The sequence below is a fragment of the Bradyrhizobium sp. 63_E2_N1_3 genome (assembly GCF_052076005.1).
Lineage (GTDB): Bacteria > Pseudomonadota > Alphaproteobacteria > Rhizobiales > Xanthobacteraceae > Bradyrhizobium > Bradyrhizobium barranii.
In genome coordinates this window covers 5895843-5913836 of sequence record NZ_CP197235.1, presented here as the reverse complement: position 1 = coordinate 5913836, position 17994 = coordinate 5895843, and the positions used below count along the sequence as shown (strand labels likewise).

Sequence of the window (17994 nt, the reverse complement as noted above, 5' to 3'; positions counted from 1 at the left end):
ACTGCACCTGCCAGTGAACGACGACGAAGCAGGCGAGGCTATGGACGATAAGCGGCAATGGCGCGGGTGAAGAGCTGATCGTGCGTTGAAACGCAACAATCCAAATCACGTCGCTCCGGATAAGTGCCCGTCGAACCGCCGCATACGGGCTTTTCTTTTCCCGTCGCGTTTGCCGATGGGCGTCTCCTCCTCTCTGGTGCTTCGCGAGGCGCCCTGTTAGACCAATCGGGCGTGCGTTCTTGTCTGTGAGACGAGGCCTCTTCGACCCCGGAGGTGCATCGCACCTGGGATCCCGGCTCAGCGAGCGGATGGTTCGACGATAGTGGATACTATCCGCCGGACGATCGGCAAAATGAGCATGAGACTGGGAAATGCGATCAGCCAGGAGGCAAACCATGCGCTGAGCCAATTGGTGAGGAATCCAGGACCCAGGCCCAGTCCTTTGACGGTGACGACCGCTGAGACGATGCCTGACATGAAGATAGACAAAACCAGGGGCGTGACGAGGCGCCCATAGGAGGGTGGAAGTTTCCTCAGCTGCAGGAGCGGATGCCGTGCTCTAGACATTGCTTGCCTCCGCCGGGTTCTCGGAAGCGGATTGATGCACGAGATCGCCGATATATTGCTCCATCGAGCGCGGCTCACGACCGAGCGCGGCGGATAACAAAAGACTGTTCCCTCCCAACCCATATTGTCGATAATGATTATGGACTTTCGATAGAAGCTCGAGCTGGTGATCGTCGTAGGGTAGGCGCGTAACCTTTGCCCATTCTTCAAAGTTGGGCTCCTCAGCTGTGACTGGCCGCCCAAGTTTCCGGGACATGATCGACACGATATCAATACGGCTGAACATGCCCGCGCAAAGCTCCAACGTCGCATAGTCCAGCTTCGAGTCCGTGAGTGCGGTGGCCGCGATCTCCGCGACATCGCGATAGTCGACTCTCGCAATCCGCTTTTCCTTCGGAAACGGCTCCGCAAACTTGCCCTCCCTGAGGATCGTCGGCCATGCGAAGCCGATGTTCTGCATAAAATTTGCGGGATGCAGGATCGTATAGTTGAGCCGCGAGGAATACAACGCGTCTTCGACAGGAATCTTGCTTGCGTGGTTCTTGAGGCCCGTGTTCGTCGGCTGGATAACCGATGAGAACACGAATTTGCGCACGCCGGCTCGCTCGCCGGCTTCAACGAGCGCAACGCCCATCGCAGCCTCATCGGGCGCGAACGCCGGCCCAATGTGGAAAATGCCGTCAACGCCTTCGGCTGCCTTGTTCAAACTATCCGCATTTCGCAAATCGCCAATTGCGATTTGCGCTGCACCACCGAGCCGCGCGACCTTGCCGCGCTCGGCATCTCTCACCAACGCGCGAACAATTGAATTTCGCCTCAAGAGTTCCGGGATCACCAGCCGGGCAAATTTGCCGGTGGCGCCGACCACGAGAACAACGGGCACGGTTTTTGTCATGCGAATTCTTCCCTCGATTTCTTTCCAGACGAAGTTACGTTGTCTCGAATGCCGAAACAATATGCGTTAAAAGTGACTCTCTCTCTTGAGATGCGAGATAATCATGACGCGTTTGGAAGACCTGGAAGCGTTTCTCTCAGTCGTCGATCATGGCAGCTTGACAGAGGCGGCGCTTCGCCTCGGCCGATCGCTTCAAGCCATCAGCCGTTCGCTCGCTTCTTTGGAGGAGGATGTCGGTGTTGTCCTGATCCACAGGACGACGAGACACTGTAGCCCCAGCGAGGCTGGCGGCGAATTTTATAGAAGGGTTCAGCCAGCAATTGCGGAAATACGGGAAGCCCGGGAACAAGCGGCCAGTCGGCGGCTGGAGCCCTCTGGGATATTGCGAATTGGCGCTCCCGTACTGTTCGGACCAGACTTTCTGGTCCCGATCATTGCGGAATATATGAAAGAGTTTCCACAGACGGAGATTGATCTTCAACTTTTCGACGGGTTTAGCGATCTGGCGGTCGAGCGGCTCGACCTCGCGATCCGCATCGCGGACCTCCCGGACTCTGGTTTGCAGAGCAAACTGCTGGGCACGCTGCGCCGTGTGGTCTTCGGAGCGCCATCCTATTTTGCCCGGCGCGGTCGGCCCAAGCATCCTCAAGACCTGCGACAACACAACTGTCTTGTCCGGTCGATAGATCAACAGGTCGGACAATGGTCGTTTCAAATCGACGGAAGGACTCGCCTCGTCAGAGTTCAAGGCACGTTTCGGTCGAATACGATGGCAGCCATTTACGCTGCGGCAACCAGCGGCCTGGGGCTCGGCTATTCACCGCTTTGGCAAATAAAGCACCTGGTCGCGACATCGAAGCTGAAAGTCGTGTTGGAAAACTTCGAACCGAAGCCCGTTCCCATTCATGCTCTCTGGTTGGAAAACAGACTTGCGCCCGCAAAGGTACGAGCATTCACGGATTTGCTGGCTTTGCGATTGAAACTGGACGATCTTTAGAGAATTCGTGGCGGTGATCGCAGCCTGCCGACGGTCTGCGCGACCTACGCTGAGGACCTTGGAATTCTTGCGAGACGTTGCCTGCGGAAACTGGGGCGTCGCCTTGCAATAATGTAGTTAGATCGGCGTATTTGATCTTTGCGCCTTGTGCCGTGGGTCCTTCTCGAACAAATCTGCACCGGTGGTTGTTCCACCAAGCTGTGCATTTGGTCGGTGGTTCGATGAATGCGGTGAGAAGTCTGAAGATGCGAACGCAAGTTGGAATCATTGGTGCCGGACCGGCCGGGCTTTTCCTGTCGCATCTGCTGCACCGGGCCGGAATAGAATGTGTCGTCGTCGAGGCCCAGAGCCGCCCTTATGTCGAAGGGCGTGTGCGCGCCGGCGTGCTCGAGCCGGGCACGATGGAGACTCTTGAAATGCTCGGACTGGACGCGCGGATGCGGCGAGAGGGCATGGTTGATGAAGGCCTCGACATTCGCTTTCGCGGCAAGAACATCCATCTCGATCTTCCCGGCCTGACCGGCAAGCGGGTGATGATCTACGGTCAGCAGGAAGTGGTTAAGGACCTGATCGGGGCCCGGCTTGAGGCGTCGCAGCCGCTGTTGTTCGAGGCGAAGGTCTCGCGGCTGTCGGATCTCGACGGCGACCGGCCGAAGATCCACTTCAGCCATGATGGCCGTGACGAGGTCTTGGAGTGCGATTACATCGCCGGCTGCGATGGTTTTCATGGCGTGAGCCGGCAGGCGCCGCCGCCAGGCCACATCATCAATTATGAGCGCGTTTACGATTTTGCCTGGCTCGGCGTGTTGTCGCGGTCGAGGCCACTCGGCGATATGACCTATTCGAACAGCGATCGTGGCTTCGCGCTGTGCAGCCGGCGTTCGAACGCGGTCTCTCGCCTATATCTGCAAATCGATGCCAACGACGATCACACATCATGGTCCGACGACCGGTTTTGGGGTGAACTGCACGCGCGTATGTTCGACGAGGACCGGACCGAGATCGTCGAGGGCGAGATCTTCCAGCGCGATATCGCGCGGCTGCGCTCGTTCGTTGCCTCGCCGATGCAATATGGCAGGCTGCTGCTCGCCGGCGATGCGGTCCATATTACGCCGCCCGCGGGTGCCAAGGGGCTCAATCTGGCGGTGGCCGATGTCCGCGTGATGGCGGCTGCACTGATCGAGTTCTACCGGACCGGCAACAAGAGCAGGCTCAACGGCTATTCCGAGAAGTGCCTGGATCGCGTCTGGAGGACGGTCCGGTTCGCGACCATGCTCACCGGCCTGCTGCACAGATTTCCGGAGCATTCGGCCTTTGAGCGAAACCTTCAGCTTACAGAGCTGGAGTGCATCCTGGGCTCGCGGGCTGCCCAGACCACCATCGCCGAGCAATATGTCGGCACGCCTCTGGACCTGACCTGACCCGTCAGAGCTGTCCGATTGCCCTGATGTTGGCCATCAGCAACTGGGCGGCAAGCGACGGGCTGCTCGCCTGCCGTTGCAATATCCCGATCGGACGGCTGGTTTCCGGCAGCGTCAGGGGAAGCACGACCAGCGTCCTGGTCGCGATGTCCTCGTGGAACAGGTGTGCGGAAGCCGCGGTCAGCATGTTGCTGCCGATCAGGATTCCTCGGGTAATGGCGAGATCGGCAGTCTCGACCACCACGCGGGTCTCGCCGAGCCCGTGGTTTCTCAAGGTGTTTTCCAGGAGCTCCCGCGTTGGGGCGCCGTGAGGTGGCAGCACCCAATCGGCCGAGGCGAGATCCGCGAATGTCAGTTTTCGCTTGCGCGCCAGCGGATGTGCCCCGCCTGCGACGACCGACAGGACATCCTGGGTCACCACCTCGCGCGCCAAGCCGATCGTGTGTTCCGGGGGACGGAGTGCGCCGAGCATGAAATCGATATCGCCCGCGCGCAGCCGCGTGGCCAGATGCTCGAATGTCCCCTCGACCGTGGTGACCGTCAGGTTGGGATGATTTCTGGTGAGCTCGATGATCGCCTTCGGAAGCAACCGGGTCCGGCCAAGCGACAGCGACCCAACGATCACCCTGCCGGTGATCGCACCGCGAAGCGATTGGATTTCGACTTCGCCGGCGCGGATTTCGGCAAGTGCCCGCCTGATATGCACACCGAGCAGGGCGCCCAATGGCGAAGGCTGCATGCCGCCGGCGCCGCGGATGAACAATTTGGCACCGATGCTTGTTTCGATCTCACGTAGCGACTGACTGGCGGCGGGCTGGGATATTCCCAAGCTGTCCGCCACCGCGCCCACGTGGTGTTGCTCCACCAGTTCGGCAAAGACGAGCAGACGCTGGCGGCTGATGGACAGGGAGAAGATGGGCGCCTTGTCGACCAGGCTTGCCGACAGCTGGGCGGTCTTGAAGGCCGACCGTGCAGTTTCCATCTCTGCGAACGCGCGTTCGACCCGAGCGAGCAAGGCTCGTCCGAATTCAGTCAGCAGCATGCCTTGCGATCTGCGTTCGAACAGCTGGACGCCAACATCGGCCTCCAGCTCCTTGATCGAGCGCGTCACGGCGGACTGCGCGCGGCGAACCAGCCGGCTCGATTTGATGACGCTTCCGGAGTGGGCCACGGCCACGAAAGCGCGAAGGTTCCTGATATTCAGCAAGTCCGCGCGAGCCTCATTGCGGGGTGTCCGTCTCGGGAAGACATAACGAATTTAGATAGCATCCCGCGGGATTTGCGCCTAGGCAGCGCCGAAGAGCAAGCTAATTTTCCGTCACCGGCGAACTGCGTCCGAACGATGAGCCCGAGGCTGGATAACCTGATGACATCACCGTCGCCCTACGAAATGCCGCCTTATGTCATCGACCGCGTCATGAAGAAGCGCGGGCGCTTGCGTGTATTCGAGCGGTTCGAGCCGCGCGAGACCGCGCTGGTGGTGATCGATATGCAGAAATTCTACGTGTCTGATGTCCCGCCCGCGGTTGCCATCGTGCCCCATATCAACAAGCTTGCAGCAACGTTTCGCGCGCGGGGTGGGCATGTTGCTTGGGTCAGTATGACGGCTGGAGACAACGGCAGGAGCCTGTGGCCGATCTACCACGATTATTTCTTCACCAAGGAGAACGCTGCCCGCCATCGCGATAACCTGACCGCGGGGGCTGACGGGCACCGGATCTATCCCACGCTCGATGTGCAGCCGGGGGATATCATGGCGACCAAGTCTCGCTTCAGCGCATTCATACCGTCCCGCTCGGACCTCCCCGAAAAATTGACGGCGGCAGGGATCACCAATGTCGTGATCGTGGGCATGCTGACCAACATGTGTTGCGAGACATCGGCGCGCGACGCCATGATGCTGGACTTTCGCGTGGTGATGGTGAGCGACGCCAACGCGGCCCGTTTCATTGAGGACCACAACATCGGATTTTCGACCGTTTTCCAGAGCTTTGGCGACGTTTTGACGACCGACGAGGTCATCGACGATCTCGTCCTAGAAGGCACGTCGCGGAAATAGGGCCGCACGGCGATTAGTCAATTTCTGAACGGCAGCGAGCAGGGAGCAAGTAGATGGCGAGGATTATCGGAGGCATTGGCGCCTCCCATGTGCCGACGATCGGTGTCGCCTATGACAAGAACAAGCAGGATGTGCCCGCTTGGGCGCCGCTGTTCAAAGGCTTCGAGCCGGCGGCCAAATGGCTGGAGGAGAAGAAGCCGGACGTGCTGGTGTTCTTTTACAACGACCACTTGAACGCATTCTTCTACGATCTCTATCCGACATTCGCGCTCGGCGTGGCGCCCAGCTACGACGTCGCCGACGAGGGCGCTGGGCTCCGTCCGCTGCCGACCTTGCCCGGTCACCCCGGACTCGCGCGCCATATTGCAGAAAGCGTTATCAACGACGAGTTCGACCTGACCGTGTTCCAGGATCGTCCGCTCGACCACGGTGTGTTTTCGCCGCTCCCGCTGCTGTGGCCGCACAAGGGCGGCTGGCCTGGCGCCGTCATCCCCGTCGAGGTCAACGTCGTTCAATATCCGCTGCCGACAGCGATGCGCTGCTATCGGCTCGGGCAGGCGCTCCGTCGCGCGATCGAATCCTATACCGAAGACCTGTCCGTCGTGGTGGTAGGCACCGGCGGTCTTTCGCACCAGATCCACGGCGAACGGACCGGCTACAACGATACCGAGTGGGACATGCGCTTCATCGATCTGATCGAAAAGGATCCGATGACGCTCGCGAAGATGAAACACGTCGACTACATCCGCCTCGGCGGCGCCGAGAGCGTCGAGGTCATCATGTGGTTGGCCATGCGCGGCGCGCTTAGCGACGACATCAAGAAGGTTCACCAGAATTACTATCTGGCGACGACGACGGCGATGACGGTCCTGGTGTTCGAGGAGAACGACCAGACTCCGAAGAAGGTCGAAGGCGTCTCGCAGAACCCGCAACTGTCCGGGATCGAGGATATCGCGGGCACCTATGCCTTCGACATCAAGACCGGCACGAAATGCATTCGTTTGAACCGGTTCTTCTGGAACATGAGGACGCCGGCGAGCCGCGCGGAATTCGAACGCGACGAGGCTGCGGCATGTCGCAACGCGGGTCTGACCGATCAGGAGACCACGCTTGTACGGGACCGCAACTGGCTGGGACTGATCCAGTACGGCGCGAATTTCTTTGTGCTGGAGAAGTTCGCGCGGTTGGTGGGAGAGACCAATCTCGAGGTCTATGCATCGATGCGCGGCGAGACCTTCGATGAGTTTCTTGCAACGCGCCAGGTGCCGGACGCCCGCTAATCGCCGCGCATGCGTGCCTTTCCCTGTCCCTTCGGAGTGACGTGATGACTGTTCGACCGTTCCTGATGTCCGCCGTGCTGAAGCGTGTCGCCACTGCTGCGACGATAACCGCGATGCTGTCGGGCATGGCGCAGGCCGCCAGCGGCAAGCTGACCATCGGACTGGTGTTGCCGATGTCCGGCGCTTTCGCCGATCAGGGCCAGTATTACGAGAACGGCGTCAAACTGTATCAGAAGCTGCACGGATCGACGGTCGCAGGACTAACCGTCGAGACGGTGTTGCGGGACGATCAGGGACCGGGCTCGGGTGACCTCGCGCGGCGCCTGACCCAGGAGTTGATCGTCCGCAACAAAGCCGACGTGATCCTCGGCTACAGTTTCACGCCGAATGCAATGTCGGCGGCGACCTTGCTGACGGAAGCCAGGAAGCCTGCGGTCATCGTTAACGCGGCGACCTCGATCATCACCGAAAAGTCACCTTATTTTGTCCGTGTGTCGTTCACGCTGCCGCAGTTGGCAGCCACGCTCGGCGCGTGGGCTGCCAAGAACAACATCAAGACGGCCTATACAATCGTCTCCGACTACGCGCCGGGCATCGACGCCGAAACCTGGTTCAAGAAGAGCTTTGAGGCAGGCGGCGGCAAGGTGATCGGCGACGCACGGACCCCGGTCGCGGCCATGGAATACTCGCCGTTTCTCCAGCGCGCCATGGAAGCCAAGCCCGACGCGGTGTTCGCGTTCAATCCCGGCGGCGATGTCTCGGTCGCCTTCATGAAGGCGGCCAAGGAGCGCGGCCTCGTCAAGTCCGGCATCAAGCTGTTGGTGACCGGAGATGTCGTCGACGACTACATGCTGGCTGCGATGGGCGATGCGGTCGATGGGGTGATCTCGTCGATGCATTACCAGGTCGAGCTCGACAACAAGGCCAATGCAGGGTTTTTGAAGAGCTACAAGGAGATGTTTGGTGCCAACGCGGTCCCGAGCGTCCGCACCGTGCAGGCCTATGATGCCATGGCGCTGATCTACAAGGCGGTCGAGAAGACCAACGGCAATCTCGACGGCGATGCGCTGATGGCGGCCTTCAAGGGCACGAAGCTCGATAGCCCGCGCGGGCCCGTGGAGATCGATCCCGCCACGCGCGATGTCGTCGAGAACATCTACATCCGCAAGGGCGAGCAGAAGGACGGCGGCTGGCACAACATCGCATTCGACACGATCGAGGCTGTCAAGGACCCAGCGAAGTAGTCGATGAACGGGATTGCCTCAGTCGTCGCCGATGGTGTTGCCTACGGCATGCTGCTCCTGCTGTTCTCGGTCGGTCTGTCGGTGACGCTGGGGCTGATGCGCTTCATCAATCTGGCGCACGGCGCCTTTGCGATGTGCGGCGGTTATGTTGCGACTACGTTGCTGCAATCCGCGCATCTGCCGTTTCTGCTGATCCTGCCAGCGGCCTTCCTGGCAACGGCCTTAGTCGGCGTGCTGATCGAACGATCGGTGATCCGTTACGTCTACGCCATGCCGGCGCTTCAGCAGGTGCTGTTTTCCATTGGACTGGCCTTTGCCGCCAGCGCGCTCGCGACCATCATCTTCGGTCCGCAGCAGCAGGCCGTGCTGCTGCCCGACTGGCTCGCCGGCCATATCGATATCATCGGCATTCGCTTCGGCAGCTATCGCCTGTTTCTGGTTGTTGCCGGCCTCGTGACGGCGGTCTGCCTCATGCTGCTGTTCAATCACACCTTGTTCGGCGCGAAGATCCGCGCTTCGGTCGACAATCGCCGGACCGCCGAAGGCATCGGCATTAACGTCGATCGCTTGTTCGCGCTGACATTCGGCCTTGGGGCAGGGCTGGCGGGGCTTGGCGGTGCGCTATCGGTCGGGTTTCTCGGCCTCGATCCGACATTTCCTTTCAAGTACCTCACCATCCTCCTGATGGTGGTGGCGATCGGCGGCCCCGGCTCGATCGGCGGATCGGTGGTTGCCGCGCTGTTACTCGGCGTTGTCGACGCCTTGTTCAAATACTATCTGCCCGCGGTCGGGTCGTTCGTGGTGTATGGCCTGTTGGTCCTCACCATGATCTTCCTGCCCAGGGGTCTTGCCGGACGGGCCGCGTGAGGACGATCATGAATAGCGGTCCCGGCGTTGCGCTCCTGCTTGCGACCTTGGCGAGCTATGTCCTGTTTCCGGACTATCTGTTGCTACTCAGCAGCCTGTTCGTGCTGGCGATCTTTGCGCTCGCCTACGATCTGCTCCAGGGGCACGCCGGCATCGTCTCGTTGGGGCACGCGGCGTTCTTCGGCCTCGGCGCTTACGCTGCGGCTATCCTGGCGCGTGCCGGCATCACGGAACCGGTCGCAGGTCTTGCCGGCGCGATGCTGGTGAGCGCGGCAGCTGCATTCTGCGTGACGCCCATCGTCGTGCGCGGCAACGATTTTACGCGGCTGCTGGTGACGCTCGGCATGGGCTTCCTGCTCTATGAGGCCGCCAACAGCGCGCGCTGGCTTACGGGCGGCGCGGACGGCTTTCCCGACTTCACGATCGGGCCCGTCCTCGGGCTGTTTCCTTTCGATTTTCTCGGCAAGACGGCCTTCTTCTACGCGCTGTGCGTTCTGGCGATTGTCTTCGTCTTTCTCAAACGGGTCACGGAATCGCCGTTCGGTCTGGCCCTGAAGGGCATTCGCGAGAACACGCAGCGCATGCCCGCGATCGGCGCGCCGGTCGCACGCCATCTTGCCATGGCCTATACGATGTCGGGCGCGATTGCGGGCTTGGCCGGCGCGGTGCTCGCGCAGACCAGTCACTTCGCCTCACTCGACATGCTCGGCTTCGATCGCTCGGCGGAGGTGATGATGATGACCACCATCGGCGGCTCCGGCAGCATCCCCGGTGTCGTGATGGGGGCAGCGGCGTTCGGCTTCATGAAGGATTATCTGTCGACGGTCAGTCCGAAGTACTGGCACCTTGGCATCGGCATCGTGCTGATGCTGTCGGTGTTCGTGATTCCCAATGGCATTGCAGGCGTGGCTGACAGCCTGCGCCGGCGTTTCGGGCGGCCGTCATGACCGCCATCGAAACACGGGATCTCAGCATCCGCTTTGGTCACTTCGCTGCGGTGTCCGGCGTCTCGCTCGCCATCGCCGCGGGATCGCGGCATGCGCTGATCGGCCCCAATGGCGCGGGAAAGACCACATTGGTCCATGCGCTGACCGGCGGGGTCGCGGCCTCCTCGGGAATGATCCTGATCAGTGGAGACGACGTCACGCGGCTGGGCGAGAGCGCGCGGGTGCGGCGCGGGCTGTCGCGGACCTACCAGATCAACCAATTGTTTCGCGGCCTCAGCGTGCTCGACAACGTGGTGCTGGCCGTGCTCGAGCGCAAGCAATTGACCCGGGTGTTCTGGCGCCGCGCCGCGCACGACAATGCGACCATCGAGGAAGCCCGTGAGCATCTTGCCTTCGTCAACCTGATCGCTCACGCGGACAGGCCGGTTCATGAATTGCCCTACGGGTTGCAACGCCTGCTTGAAATCGCGGTGGCGCTGGCCGCAAGGCCTCGGATCCTGGTCCTCGACGAGCCCGCCGCAGGCGTTCCTGCGGCGCAGAGCGAGGCTATCTTCGAGCGCATCCACGCACTGCCGCGCGATCTGACGCTCCTGTTCGTGGAGCACGACATGAACCTAGTCTTCCGCTTTGCCGATCGGATCACCGTGCTGGTCGAAGGCCGCATCATCACGGAGGGCACGCCGGCCGAGATCTCCGGCAACGAGCGCGTGCGCGAAGTCTATCTCGGACGCAGGGGGGCCCATGTCCCTGCTTGAGATCGAGAGGCTCACGGCCGGCTATGGGGAGGCCGTGGTGCTGGAGGAGATGAGCCTGTCGGTGTCGGAAGGCGAATGCCTGGCCGTGCTCGGCAGGAATGGCGTCGGCAAGAGCACGCTGATGCTGGCGATCATGGCGCACGCCGCGCGCTTTGCCGGCAGGCTGCGCTGGGATGGCCACGATTTCAGCACGCTCAGCACCAACCAGCGGGTCGGGCTCGGACTTGGCTGGGTGCCGCAGGAACGCGAGATCTTTCCGTCGCTGACGGTGGAGGAAAACCTGCTTGTCGCGCATCGTCGAGGCGGCCGCTTCGACCTCAATGGAATCTACGAGGTGTTTCCGCGGCTGAAGCAACGTCGGCGCAACATGGGCGACAAGCTGTCCGGCGGCGAGCAGCAGATGCTGGCGATCGGGCGCACGCTGATGACGAGCCCGCGCCTGTTGCTGCTGGACGAACCGTTCGAGGGGCTGGCGCCTGTGATCGTCGAGGAGCTCGAGGAGACGTTGATGCGCCTGCGGCGCGACAGCGGTTTTGCGATCATCATCGTCGAGCAGCGCGCCGAGGATGTCCTGCGGCTCAGCGACCGCGCCATCGTGCTGGATCGCGGCAAGATCGTGCTCGAAGGGAAATCCGCGGAATTGCTCGCCGATTTCGAACAGGTTCATCGTTGGCTGTCGGTCTAGGCCGGCACTGACTTATCCCGGAGTTTCCCATGACCAGCGAAAATCTGTTCTCCAGCACCATGGCTGAGATGACGGCCAATGCGGTTGCAGAGGCAGCCAGCCGCAAGGCCGCGGTGCTGCTGCCGGCCGGAGTCATGGAAGCGCATGGGCCGCATCTGCCGATTGGCACCGACGCCTTCATCGCGCTGCAGCTCTGCCGGGCGACGCAGAAATACGCGGCCGCACGCGGCAAGGAGACGGTTATTGCGCCGCCCTATTATTGGGGGATCAACGGCGTGCTCGGCGAATTCGTGGGGAGCTTTCGCATTCGGACTGAGACGGCCGCCGCCTTGCTGACGGACGTCATCGATTCCTTGGTGGCCAACGGGTTTCCCGACGTTTTCGTCGTCAGCCATCACGGTGACCGAGCCCACAACGACATGATCCTGGATGTGTTGCAGAAGGCGCATCTGCGCGGCCAGGCCGGCGCGCGCTGGCTATATGCGCCGACGCGATGGAATATGATCAAACGCCTCGGACAGACCGGCGAGGAGCCGATCTGGGTGCGTTGGGATCATGATCCCGCGCTCGACGACTTCAAGGTCACTGGCGTGTTTGGTGTCCATGCGGACGAATACGAGACTGCGGCGATCGTCCGCCACTATCCTGAGACCGTCGATTTTGAAGCGTTGCGCGGCCTGGAGCCGACCAAGCTCACCGTTGACGATCTCGCCGTCTGGCGACAGGGCGGTGAGGCGGCCCGGCGATTGACGCCGAATGGTTATTTCGGCGCGCCCAATCCGGTCGATCCCGACCTCTGGCGCTTCTACGACGAAACGGCCAAAATTATGGCTGAGGCTATCGCCAGGTAGTTGCTTGCTTGGAAATTTCAGCGATGGAGGCGAGCGGGTGGAGGCTAAACTGAGATTGCGGGACTACCTCCCGACGGCCGGCGCAAGAGCAATCTTCAATGGATGTGGGTCTTTTGCTGGTAGATATGGAATTCTTGATCTGACCAAGCCCGTCTCGTTTCAGGGCTGGCGAGCCGGAGCAAGAGCGTCTTGGGTTTTTATCGTTTCAGCCCGACTGAGCTCAGGTCTGGACCAATTGCTGAGACAGATCGGTTGTGCAGTTACCGCATCTTTTGCTTTAGGTCATCGCGAGCGGACGAGAGTACATTTCGAAAGATAGCGGAGAGGGCCGGCTTCACCATCGAAGAATTGTGGTCGAATGCCCAGACCGTATAGTCGTAGCCGTAAAGGGTTGTCACGCCACCCTACGAATCGATGGGCTCGGCGAAGTTCGAGAGCCCTTCCGGAAACTGATCGACGAGGTCGGAAGGTTTGCGTCGGCAAAATAGCATACGGCTGGCGGTCAGCGGCTACATCGCAGCGCCCGGGATGCTAGGAGTGGCGATCAGTTAGGCTTGTCCGCAAAAATCGCGACCAAGCTTATCAAGATGTCCGTGGTCGACCGACCGTTCGCGTCTGTTTCCGCGATCAGAGACCGCCTCGATGTTAGATCTGAGTAGTTCTCGCCGCCTGGACCTGGCTCAAACTTCCCCATGATGGATTGGAACGAGAGTTTAATTCTTTCAATTGGGTAGAGGGCCGCGTGTGCACGACGTGTGCACCGGGAGATCAAGAAAAATCTTGCGATAGCCGACGTAAGCAAGCTTCTGAAATGGGCGAGCGGCCGCGGGGAAAGCGTCACTTCTTCGCCGCATATTCGCGCAGCTATCTGCGGCTTATTCGATCAACGATGAGCATCCTGGGATGGGAAGCAACTGGCTCTCAATCAGCGGGTCCCAGGTCGGAGCTTGGTGCGCACACCGTTTGCAAATGGTCGGTATAGTGTAGCTCTGCGATTTCAATCGCTGGGGTCCTAGCGGTCGATCCAGACGGTCATGCCCGGCTCAATGCCGGCCATCTCTCCCTTGGGATCGAGGCGAAGGCGAAGCGTGTTGCGGTCATGATCGCCAATCACACGCTCTGCCTGCCAGGTGGCAAACACGCCGAGCGGCCGCAGCTCGGTGATGACCGCCTTCGTCGCGCTATTGGCACCGTTCCGCATCACATTCGCGGTTTCTCCCATCGCGAGACGATCGAGATGGTCCTCGCGCACGTTGAAGGAGAGCCATTGCCTGCCTGCGGCCTCGACCATCAGGATCGGCTGGCCCGCGCGAACGTTCTCGCCGACCTCGGCGGCGATGACGCTGACCACGCCGTCGGCCGGCGCGCGCAACACCATCTTGTCGAGGCGGCGCTCGAGCACGGTGACCGCGGCGGCCGCGGCCTGCACCTGCGTGTCGGCGATAGCGCGCTCTTCCCGGGTCGGGCCCGCCACGGCCGCATCGTAATTGGCCTGGGCCTCGGCCACGCCGGCGCGTGCGCTGGCGACGTCGTTCTCGGCCTGGTCGAGCGACTGCTGGGATTCAAAGCTCTGGCGCGCCAGCGTGCTGGTCCGGGTGAGCTGGGCCTGCACGAAGTCGAGGCGGGCGCTGGCCTTGGCGATGGCGGCTTTCAGCGAGTCGACCTGCTCGCGACGAACGCCGGCATAGACGTTGTTGCGGTTGGCGGTTGCCGACGCGAGCGCGGCACGCGCCTGGTCCGCCTGCGCCGTCAACTCCACCGCCGATAGCCGCGCCACGACGTCGCCGGCCTTCACAGAGGCCCTCTTCTTGGCCGCAATCGAGACCAGCTGGCCGTTGACCTCCGGCTCGACCCTGATCTCGGTCGCGCGCACGACGCCGACGATGGCTGCGGGTGGTGCCGAGTGGCGCATGACATAGAGCAGCGCGCCCGCCGCGACCAGCGCGAGCGGAATCGCGACGAAGGCGGCAGGTCTAAGGTTGGGCATGTCCCTGTCTCCTCCTGACGGCAAATGCCGAGATCACCGCAAGCGCGAAATAGCCGAGCGCCAGGCACCACAATGCGAGCCAGTCATGCCCAACCTCCCAGATGCCGGCGCCGAGCTGGTTGATGCGCACGAGGCCGTCGATCGCGGAGTCGGCCGGGAATAACCGGCCGAACGCAAGGGCCACGTCCGGAATCGCTTCGCGCGGCCATGCGAAGCCGGCCATGAAGAACTGCGGCAGGCTCGTCGCCAGCAGCAGGATGGTTGCGTTCTCCGGTCGCGTGAACCAGGCCCCGACAGCCTGACCCATGAAACTCGTCGCCAGCAGGAAGACACTCGCGAGCGCGAGAATCTGCGGAAGATGGCCGAGCGTGGAAAAACCGTAGATGCGGGGCAGCACGACGACGTAGAGCGCGAGCGCAGGAAGGTAGACGGTCAGATGCGCGATGCCGCGGCCGAGCACGCCGGCAAAGGCCGCGCCGCCGCTCGCCAGCGCGGTGCCGGTCAGCATAGCTGCGCCGATCAGCAGGGTCTGCTGCAGGATCAGGATGAACGCCGCCGGAACGACGTAGCTCGCATAGCCGCCCACCGGGTTGAAGATCGGCTGCAGCAACACGTCGGCCGGGCTCGACGTCGCGAGCTTCGCCTTGACGAGGCTGCCATCCGAGCGCGCGCCGCGCGAAACGAGCTCGGACGTCAAGGTTCCGATGGCGGTGGCGACCCCGCTGGCGCTCGATCTGAAGATGAACAGATAGGTTGCGTCCGCATAGACGGGGATGTGGGCGGTGATGCCCTTGAGCACGTCGCGTTCGGTGTCGGGCGGAATCTCGACGGCGGCAAAGGCCTGCCCGCGATCGATCGCGCTGCGCGCCTCGGCGAGCGTTCGGGCGCGAACCGTCACGCTCAATGCGCCGCTCGCATCCAGCGTCTCGACGATCTGCCGGCTGAGATCGCTGAGATCGTTGTCGACGACCGCAATCGGGAGCTTGCGAAGGATCTGGTTCAGATAGGGCTGCGGATAGTAGATGCCGTAGACCAGGGGAGCGAGAAACAGCAGAGCGAAGGCGCCCCGCGTTCCCAGCACGCGCCGCCACTCCGCCACGAAGGCGCCGCCGACGCCGCGCGGTGTGGAGATGACCTCGTGTGGCTCGGCAGGCCGCGCTGTTGCAAACCATCCCTTGCGGGTGACGTTCGCCATGCGCATCCACGCCAGGCCGGCAAAGAGCAACGCCAGGCCCGCAAGCGCCGCGAAGGGAATAGCGGAATCCGCGACCGGCAATCCCCGCGCGGCTTGTCCCAGCAGGACGGCCATGTACCAGCGAAGCGGCAGGATCGCGCTCCATGCCTGCGCAAAGGCATTCATGCCGATGGTGGGAAAGCCGACGCCGGCATAGCCGAATGCGGGCGAGGCAATGAGGCCCGCAAGCCCGAGTCCGGTGGCGAGATCGCCGACCAGAAGCTGGAGCAGGGCGCCGAGCGACAGATAGGCGATGATCAGCAGCGAGGCTGCAGCGATCATCAACGGCAAGTCGCCCTTGAAGGGAATCTCCAGCACGCCCTCCAGGAACAGCGGCTCGGCCAGCATGATCAAAATGAAGAGGCAGAACAGCGGCGCGAGCTTGCCGGCCAGCGCGACAAGCGGATCGCCGCCGGCGCTTTCGAGCCAGGCCCGCGCGTCGCGGCGGCGGAATTCGGAGCCGACGGAATAGCCGGCGGCAAGGGTAATCACCACATGGATGATGGTCGGCAGCAGCGCGCGCAGCAGGAACTGCGCGTAGTTCTTCTGCGGATTGACGAGCGCCATGGTCTCCGCCTTGAGCGCTCCCAGGGACGCTGGCGCAGGTGCCGCGCGACTGGCGGGAGCGGCCACCGCTGCCGCTGCGGAAAGTGAATCGCTCAGACCCGAGGATGCGATCCCGGAAGGAGTCAAAAACTGCTGGTTATAAAATCCGACGATCTGCGGGCGGCGCGCGGCCTTCAGGTCGCGCTCGAAATCCGGCGGGACGTAGACGGCCGAAATCGACTTGCCGGAGCGTATGTCCTGCACGGCCGTGGACAGCGTGCCGGAGCGGTCGACGATCTTCAGGCTTGGCGACGCCGCAATGTATTCCACCAGGGCGCGCGACGCGTCCGACTTGTCCTCGTCGACTACAGTCACGCCGAGCCCGCGGATGACCGGATGGCTAAAGACCGTGGTGAGAACCACGAACGCGAACAGCGGCACGCCGAAGATCAGGAGCAGCGCCACGCGATCGTGAAACAGCCAGCGGCACTCGCGCCGCGCGACCAGCAGAAATCCGGGCTTGGGCGCCGGCCTCATGGCCGTGACCGCCAATCCAGATAGGCGCTCATTCCCGGTCGCAGCTCGGGCACCGGTTGCACCGGATAGGCACGGATCGAAAACGTCCGCAGGTCGAAATCACCCGAAGCACGCGTGGCCCGCCAGCTTGCATATTCGCCCTTGGTCGCGATGAGCTTGACCTCGACTGTCACCGAGCGGTCGCCGAGGGCGGGAATGCGGACATCGAAGCGATCGCCGACCTTGAGGCCTTTGACGAGATCCTCTCGCAGATCGAAATGCACCCAGAGGTCCGCGAGATTGATCAAGGTGACGAGCGGGACGCCCGGCGAGACGTATTCGCCGGGTTCCACATTACGCTGATAGATCTGCGAGGCTACGGGCGCATAGACCACGAGCTGGTCGATGATCGACTGGACACTCTGGATATCGGCACTGGCCTTTTCGACATTGGTATTGGCAATGGCCCGCTCCTCCTTGGTGTAGCCATTGACCGCCTGGTCATAGGCCGATTTGGCCTGGTCGACGGCGCGCTCGCTTTCGTGCAGCGCATCGGTGGCCTGATCGAGGCGGGCTTGCGGCGCATTGCCTTGCTCGGTCAAGGTGTGTGTGCGGTCAAAGGTCTTTTGCGCCAGCACCAGCGCCGCTTGCGCGCGCTCCATTTCCGCCTTCCGTGCCGCGATCACTTCCACCCGCGTTCCGACGAGTACGTTGGCAAGCTGGGCGTCCGCGACGGCCTTGGCCGCCTTCATTTGCTCGTGCTTGGCCAGCGTCTCTGGATTGTCGATCTGGACCAGCACTGCGCCCGCAGCCACGTTCTGGCCGCGCTCGACGGGAATCTTGCCGACCCGTCCGTCCACGCGCGCCGCGATATCGAGCCGCGTTGCATCGACCTCGCCCTGAACCAGCAAGGGCTCCGGGCGCAACAGATAGAAGACGGAAAGCCCGACGACAGCAGCCGCCACGACACCGACGATGATAGAGGGCGTGCGTGTCGGGTTGTGCGCGGCTTTCGCCGGTCCGTTACCCGGCACGTCGGGCGTGCTTTGAACGTCCTTGTCAGAGCTCGGCACGTCCATGCCTGACTCCCTTTCTGATGGCCGGATGGCCTCTAGTTTATTCGGTTGTGAGGCCCAGCCGCAA

16 protein-coding genes are annotated in these 17994 nt (G+C 62.2%); 10 read left to right on the top strand and 6 right to left on the bottom strand.

Translation table 11 applies throughout. The features are described from left to right. Window positions 1–297: 297 nt before the first annotated feature. Together AB7531_RS28505 and AB7531_RS28500 are read right to left on the bottom strand one after the other, a co-directional pair. Window positions 298–567, bottom strand: coding sequence for a DUF2798 domain-containing protein (locus AB7531_RS28505; RefSeq protein ID WP_084795198.1), 270 nt, complete (start codon window positions 565–567; stop codon window positions 298–300). Continuing rightward, entirely contained in the window at window positions 560–1462 is a 903-nt protein-coding gene (locus AB7531_RS28500; protein ID WP_063984120.1) for an NmrA/HSCARG family protein, read from the bottom strand. Before AB7531_RS28500 ends, AB7531_RS28505 begins: the two co-directional genes overlap by 8 nt. 103 nt (window positions 1463–1565) lie before the next feature. Between AB7531_RS28500 and AB7531_RS28495 the strand changes: the two genes are divergently transcribed. Together AB7531_RS28495 and AB7531_RS28490 are read left to right on the top strand one after the other, a co-directional pair. After that, entirely contained in the window at window positions 1566–2459 is an 894-nt protein-coding gene (locus tag AB7531_RS28495; protein WP_063984119.1) for a LysR family transcriptional regulator, read from the top strand. A gap of 77 nt (window positions 2460–2536) precedes the next feature. Then, the gene (locus tag AB7531_RS28490; protein WP_245328449.1) at window positions 2537–3880 is read left to right on the top strand and encodes a 4-hydroxybenzoate 3-monooxygenase; all 1344 of its coding nucleotides are present in this window, start codon (window positions 2537–2539) and stop codon (window positions 3878–3880) included. Window positions 3881–3884: 4 nt separating this feature from the next. Here AB7531_RS28490 and AB7531_RS28485 read toward each other — a convergent pair whose 3' ends face one another. Then, on the bottom strand, window positions 3885–5087 hold the full coding sequence (locus AB7531_RS28485) for a LysR family transcriptional regulator (RefSeq protein WP_084795197.1): 1203 nt from the start codon (window positions 5085–5087) through the stop codon (window positions 3885–3887). A 159-nt stretch (window positions 5088–5246) separates the two neighbouring features. On the opposite strand from AB7531_RS28485, the gene AB7531_RS28480 reads away from it, so the two are divergent. The 8 genes from AB7531_RS28480 to AB7531_RS28445 are packed head-to-tail and all read left to right on the top strand — an operon-like array spanning window position 5247 to window position 12568. After that, on the top strand, window positions 5247–5939 hold the full coding sequence (locus AB7531_RS28480; protein WP_063986481.1) for an isochorismatase family protein: 693 nt from the start codon (window positions 5247–5249) through the stop codon (window positions 5937–5939). A gap of 53 nt (window positions 5940–5992) precedes the next feature. Further along, window positions 5993–7219, top strand: a complete 1227-nt coding sequence (locus tag AB7531_RS28475) for a gallate dioxygenase (protein ID WP_063984117.1) — start codon at window positions 5993–5995, stop codon at window positions 7217–7219. A 44-nt stretch (window positions 7220–7263) separates the two neighbouring features. After that, window positions 7264–8463, top strand: a complete 1200-nt coding sequence (locus AB7531_RS28470; RefSeq protein WP_063984116.1) for an ABC transporter substrate-binding protein — start codon at window positions 7264–7266, stop codon at window positions 8461–8463. Window positions 8464–8466: 3 nt separating this feature from the next. Next, window positions 8467–9330 carry a branched-chain amino acid ABC transporter permease gene (locus AB7531_RS28465; protein WP_063984115.1) on the top strand — a complete coding sequence of 288 codons (864 nt, stop codon included), beginning with the start codon at window positions 8467–8469 and terminating at the stop codon, window positions 9328–9330. Window positions 9331–9338: 8 nt separating this feature from the next. Continuing rightward, complete coding sequence (locus AB7531_RS28460) at window positions 9339–10277, top strand: branched-chain amino acid ABC transporter permease (protein WP_084795382.1); 939 nt, start codon at window positions 9339–9341, stop codon at window positions 10275–10277. Beyond that, complete coding sequence (locus tag AB7531_RS28455) at window positions 10274–11032, top strand: ABC transporter ATP-binding protein (RefSeq protein WP_063984113.1); 759 nt, start codon at window positions 10274–10276, stop codon at window positions 11030–11032. Before AB7531_RS28460 ends, AB7531_RS28455 begins: the two co-directional genes overlap by 4 nt. Then, window positions 11019–11717 carry an ABC transporter ATP-binding protein gene (locus AB7531_RS28450; RefSeq protein ID WP_063984112.1) on the top strand — a complete coding sequence of 233 codons (699 nt, stop codon included), beginning with the start codon at window positions 11019–11021 and terminating at the stop codon, window positions 11715–11717. Before AB7531_RS28455 ends, AB7531_RS28450 begins: the two co-directional genes overlap by 14 nt. Window positions 11718–11746: 29 nt before the next feature. Further along, window positions 11747–12568, top strand: a complete 822-nt coding sequence (locus tag AB7531_RS28445) for a creatininase family protein (RefSeq protein ID WP_063984111.1) — start codon at window positions 11747–11749, stop codon at window positions 12566–12568. Window positions 12569–13580: 1012 nt separating this feature from the next. Here the strand turns inward: AB7531_RS28445 and AB7531_RS28440 are convergent. The 3 genes from AB7531_RS28440 to AB7531_RS28430 are packed head-to-tail and all read right to left on the bottom strand — an operon-like array spanning window position 13581 to window position 17930. Continuing rightward, window positions 13581–14555: an HlyD family secretion protein gene (locus AB7531_RS28440; RefSeq protein ID WP_063984110.1), complete on the bottom strand. Its 975-nt coding sequence runs from the start codon at window positions 14553–14555 to the stop codon at window positions 13581–13583. After that, window positions 14542–16872: an ABC transporter permease gene (locus tag AB7531_RS28435; protein ID WP_354124839.1), complete on the bottom strand. Its 2331-nt coding sequence runs from the start codon at window positions 16870–16872 to the stop codon at window positions 14542–14544. Before AB7531_RS28435 ends, AB7531_RS28440 begins: the two co-directional genes overlap by 14 nt. Further along, the gene (locus tag AB7531_RS28430; RefSeq protein WP_085404125.1) at window positions 16869–17930 is read right to left on the bottom strand and encodes an HlyD family secretion protein; all 1062 of its coding nucleotides are present in this window, start codon (window positions 17928–17930) and stop codon (window positions 16869–16871) included. Before AB7531_RS28430 ends, AB7531_RS28435 begins: the two co-directional genes overlap by 4 nt. Between the last annotated feature and the right edge of the window lie 64 nt (window positions 17931–17994).

Bases quoted from the DNA above. Each gene is read 5' to 3' on its own strand.
- AB7531_RS28505 (WP_084795198.1), bottom strand. From the start codon at position 567: ATGTCTAGAGCACGGCATCCGCTCCTGCAGCTGAGGAAACTTCCACCC.
- AB7531_RS28500 (WP_063984120.1), bottom strand. From the start codon at position 1,462: ATGACAAAAACCGTGCCCGTTGTTCTCGTGGTCGGCGCCACCGGCAAA.
- AB7531_RS28495 (WP_063984119.1), top strand. From the start codon at position 1,566: ATGACGCGTTTGGAAGACCTGGAAGCGTTTCTCTCAGTCGTCGATCAT.
- AB7531_RS28480 (WP_063986481.1), top strand. From the start codon at position 5,247: ATGACATCACCGTCGCCCTACGAAATGCCGCCTTATGTCATCGACCGC.
- AB7531_RS28475 (WP_063984117.1), top strand. From the start codon at position 5,993: ATGGCGAGGATTATCGGAGGCATTGGCGCCTCCCATGTGCCGACGATC.
- AB7531_RS28470 (WP_063984116.1), top strand. From the start codon at position 7,264: ATGACTGTTCGACCGTTCCTGATGTCCGCCGTGCTGAAGCGTGTCGCC.
- AB7531_RS28465 (WP_063984115.1), top strand. From the start codon at position 8,467: ATGAACGGGATTGCCTCAGTCGTCGCCGATGGTGTTGCCTACGGCATG.
- AB7531_RS28460 (WP_084795382.1), top strand. From the start codon at position 9,339: ATGAATAGCGGTCCCGGCGTTGCGCTCCTGCTTGCGACCTTGGCGAGC.
- AB7531_RS28455 (WP_063984113.1), top strand. From the start codon at position 10,274: ATGACCGCCATCGAAACACGGGATCTCAGCATCCGCTTTGGTCACTTC.
- AB7531_RS28450 (WP_063984112.1), top strand. From the start codon at position 11,019: ATGTCCCTGCTTGAGATCGAGAGGCTCACGGCCGGCTATGGGGAGGCC.
- AB7531_RS28445 (WP_063984111.1), top strand. From the start codon at position 11,747: ATGACCAGCGAAAATCTGTTCTCCAGCACCATGGCTGAGATGACGGCC.
- AB7531_RS28440 (WP_063984110.1), bottom strand. From the start codon at position 14,555: ATGCCCAACCTTAGACCTGCCGCCTTCGTCGCGATTCCGCTCGCGCTG.
- AB7531_RS28435 (WP_354124839.1), bottom strand. From the start codon at position 16,872: ATGAGGCCGGCGCCCAAGCCCGGATTTCTGCTGGTCGCGCGGCGCGAG.
- AB7531_RS28430 (WP_085404125.1), bottom strand. From the start codon at position 17,930: ATGGACGTGCCGAGCTCTGACAAGGACGTTCAAAGCACGCCCGACGTG.